This is a genomic window from Shinella sp. SUS2, assembly GCF_001262505.1.
GTDB lineage: Bacteria > Pseudomonadota > Alphaproteobacteria > Rhizobiales > Rhizobiaceae > Shinella.
In genome coordinates, this window is the sequence record NZ_KQ410810.1 from 1 (window position 1) to 2,839 (window position 2,839).

Sequence of the window (2,839 nt, forward strand, 5' to 3'; positions counted from 1 at the left end):
CCTCCGGTTTGCACCAGAGATTCAGATTCACCCCACTTTGGGAAGGCTAAAGAGTCGAAGTCAGCGAGGCGGCGTATAAGTTCGATGTTCCCGATATGACGTGCGGCCACTGTGTGGGCTCAGTCGACAAGGCGATAAAGGCAGTCGATCCCGACGCCATCGCCAAAATCGATCTTGGCACCAGGACAGTGACGATAGAAACCAGTGTTGCGACGGAGGTGATCAGCGCATCGATCACTGACGCGGGTTACACGCCGTCACTCTCGAAGTGATCGATTGGACGAGCTGCGCCAACCCCGCAGCTCGTCTTCATTCTGGCGCGAGGGCGTTGCCACGACCGGCGGTAAGAAAAAATTTCGGCAAGGTGGCCAGTTGATTCCGCCCCATCGTCCGCGTCCAAAACGCCAGTCCCCGGGACCGACAATTGAGGCGGTCGAGGGGGACCGTGTTCGCATTTTTGTGACCAACAAGCTGCCGGAGCACACAACCATCCACTGGCACGGGATGATCCTCCCGTCAGGCATGGACGGTGTCGGTGGTCTGTCACAGCCCCACATCCCCGTCGGCAAGACGTTCGTCTACGAGTTCGATCTCGTGAAGTCCGGCACCTTCATGTACCACCCGCACTCGGACGAAATGGTCCAGATGGCGATGGGCATGATGGGGTTCTTTGTTATTCACCCAAAGGACCCGAAGTTCATGCCCGTCGACCGGGACTTCGTATTTCTGCTCAGCGGCTACGACATCGATCCCGGGACTTACGTCCCGCGTGTCATGGAAATGACGGACTTCAACCTGTGGACCTGGAATAGCCGTGTCTTCCCCGGCATCGATCCGCTGGTCGTTTCCAAGGACGACAGGGTGCGTGTCCGCGTCGGCAACCTGACGATGACCAACCACCCGATCCACATGCACGGATACGATTTCGAGGTAACCTGCACCGACGGCGGCTGGGTCCGGCCGGAGGCGCGTTGGCCGGAGGTCAGCATCGACATCCCGGTCGGTGCGATGCGGGCGTACGAGTTTGACGCCAAATATGTCGGCGACTGGGCAATCCATTGCCATAAGTCGCACCACACCATGAACGCGATGGGACACGAAATCCCGACCTTCATCGGCGTCGACAAGAAGGAGGTTGCCAAGAAGATCAGGCAATTCCGTCCCGAGTACATGCCCATGGGTACCGCCGGTATGGCGGATATGGGCGAAATGTCGATGGAGATACCGGAAAACACCGTTCCCATGATGACTGGATGGGGTCCCCACGGCCCTATCGAAATGGGGGGCATGTTCTCCGTGGTGAAGGTCCGCGAGGGCATCTCGGCGGGCGATTACAGCGACCCGGGCTGGTACGAAAACCCGCCCGGGACGCAGGCTTGGGAATGGACGGGAGCACTTCCGGATACTCCCAAGGCCAAAGATGCAAAGACAAAGCTTACTCCGAAGCACTCGGATCACGGCTGATTAAATACTCTCAACCAAAGGACAGAGTTATGAAAACTGTACTCATTGGCCTCCTGCTGGCCACTCTCGCGACGCCGGTACTCGCATCGGGCTCCCATGAAGGTGGCCACGGAGAAATGACCGTCGGTGAACCGGGTGACAAGTCCAAGGCGACGCAGACGGTCCGCGTCACCATGAAGGAAACGGACGACGGCAAGATGATCTTCACCCCGAACAACTTCAAGGTTCGCAAGGGCCAGACCATCGTGTTTGCGGTCAAAAACGCTGGCGAACTCGACCATGAGTTCGTTCTGGACCAGGAAGACAAAGTCATGGAGCACAAGGCCGTCATGGAAAAGTTCCCGGAGATGGAGCATGACGACCCGAACGCGATCCGCCTCGCCCCGGGCAAGACCGGCGAGATCGTCTGGAAGTTCACCAACGACGGCGTCTTCAAAATCGCGTGCCTGGTACCCGGCCACTATGACGCGGGCATGCACGGCGATGTCACGGTCGCCAAGAAGTAATCAGGAAGGAAACTGATATGAAAACTATCGCGAAGATCACCATCGCCGCCGCAATCGCGCTCGCCTCCGCCACTGGCGCATTCGCCCAGGAGTTTACAAACGGCACAGTGAAGAAGGTGGACGAGAAGGCAAAAAAGGTTACGCTCATCCACGAGGAACTGAAAAGCCTCGAAATGCCCGCGATGACCATGGTTTTCCAAGTCGCCGACGAAGCATTTCTGGAAAAGCTCAAGGTCGGCGCCAAGGTCCAGTTCGTTGCCGAGCGGGTCAATGGCAAGCTGACCGTCACCCAGGTTAAGTAGGGCTGCGAAGCCGCGCCTCGCACGAGGCGCGGCTGTTTGCTCAGAGGAAAAATACTTCTTTTCGACTCCCGTGCTGCCGCTTTGAACTCTACTATGAGACAGGCTGGAAGCAGAGGGTCTTCCAGAGGTCTCCTTTCCAGTCGTCCGCCATAGCAGGCGTCCCCAGCTTGTAGAGAATGCTCCCCACCTTCACAGCTCTCGGCGCCGTGCACCGCACCCGAACCAGATGGTGCCCATCGTCGGCAAAGATCGTCTGGCCATCAGGGTCATGCTCGGTCAGCTCCACCTCGACGTCGTAATCAAACTGCAAGTCGGCGGACGCTTCGGACATGAGAATGGCCAAGCTGATAATCCTGTTGTCCGGGAACTCGGCAACATGAAAAGGCTGTCGCTCTTGAGCTTCGCTCGCAGTTCCAAGCGTCGCCAGAGTGATCGCTGTCAGTATCGCGCCGAGCTGCCTCATGAGCCACTCCAATGGGATTGGATCCCCCAGCGGAGGCGTCGCCTTAACCGGCTGGTGCGGATCGAGGCAATAGTCTATCGGCATGACTGACGATGCGTCCGCCC

General features: G+C 58.2%; 3 protein-coding genes and 2 pseudogenes. 4 read left to right on the plus strand and 1 reads right to left on the minus strand.

Translation table 11 applies throughout. The annotated features are described in order from the left end of the window. Positions 1-92: 92 nt before the first annotated feature. From AKG11_RS34270 to AKG11_RS33295, 4 genes and pseudogenes are all read left to right on the plus strand, one after another. A pseudogene (locus tag AKG11_RS34270) lies at positions 93-272 on the plus strand (heavy-metal-associated domain-containing protein); the annotation flags it as partial. A gap of 133 nt (positions 273-405) precedes the next feature. Beyond that, a pseudogene (locus AKG11_RS33285) lies at positions 406-1,464 on the plus strand (multicopper oxidase family protein); the annotation flags it as partial. A 29-nt stretch (positions 1,465-1,493) separates the two neighbouring features. After that, positions 1,494-1,970, plus strand: a complete 477-nt coding sequence (locus AKG11_RS33290) for a cupredoxin domain-containing protein (RefSeq protein WP_050747124.1) — start codon at positions 1,494-1,496, stop codon at positions 1,968-1,970. Between the two features lie 17 nt (positions 1,971-1,987). Beyond that, entirely contained in the window at positions 1,988-2,272 is a 285-nt protein-coding gene (locus AKG11_RS33295; protein WP_050747125.1) for a copper-binding protein, read from the plus strand. Between the two features lie 91 nt (positions 2,273-2,363). Here the strand turns inward: AKG11_RS33295 and AKG11_RS33300 are convergent. Further along, on the minus strand, positions 2,364-2,839 hold a 476-nt coding region (locus AKG11_RS33300; RefSeq protein ID WP_210168699.1), incomplete at its 5' end, for a hypothetical protein.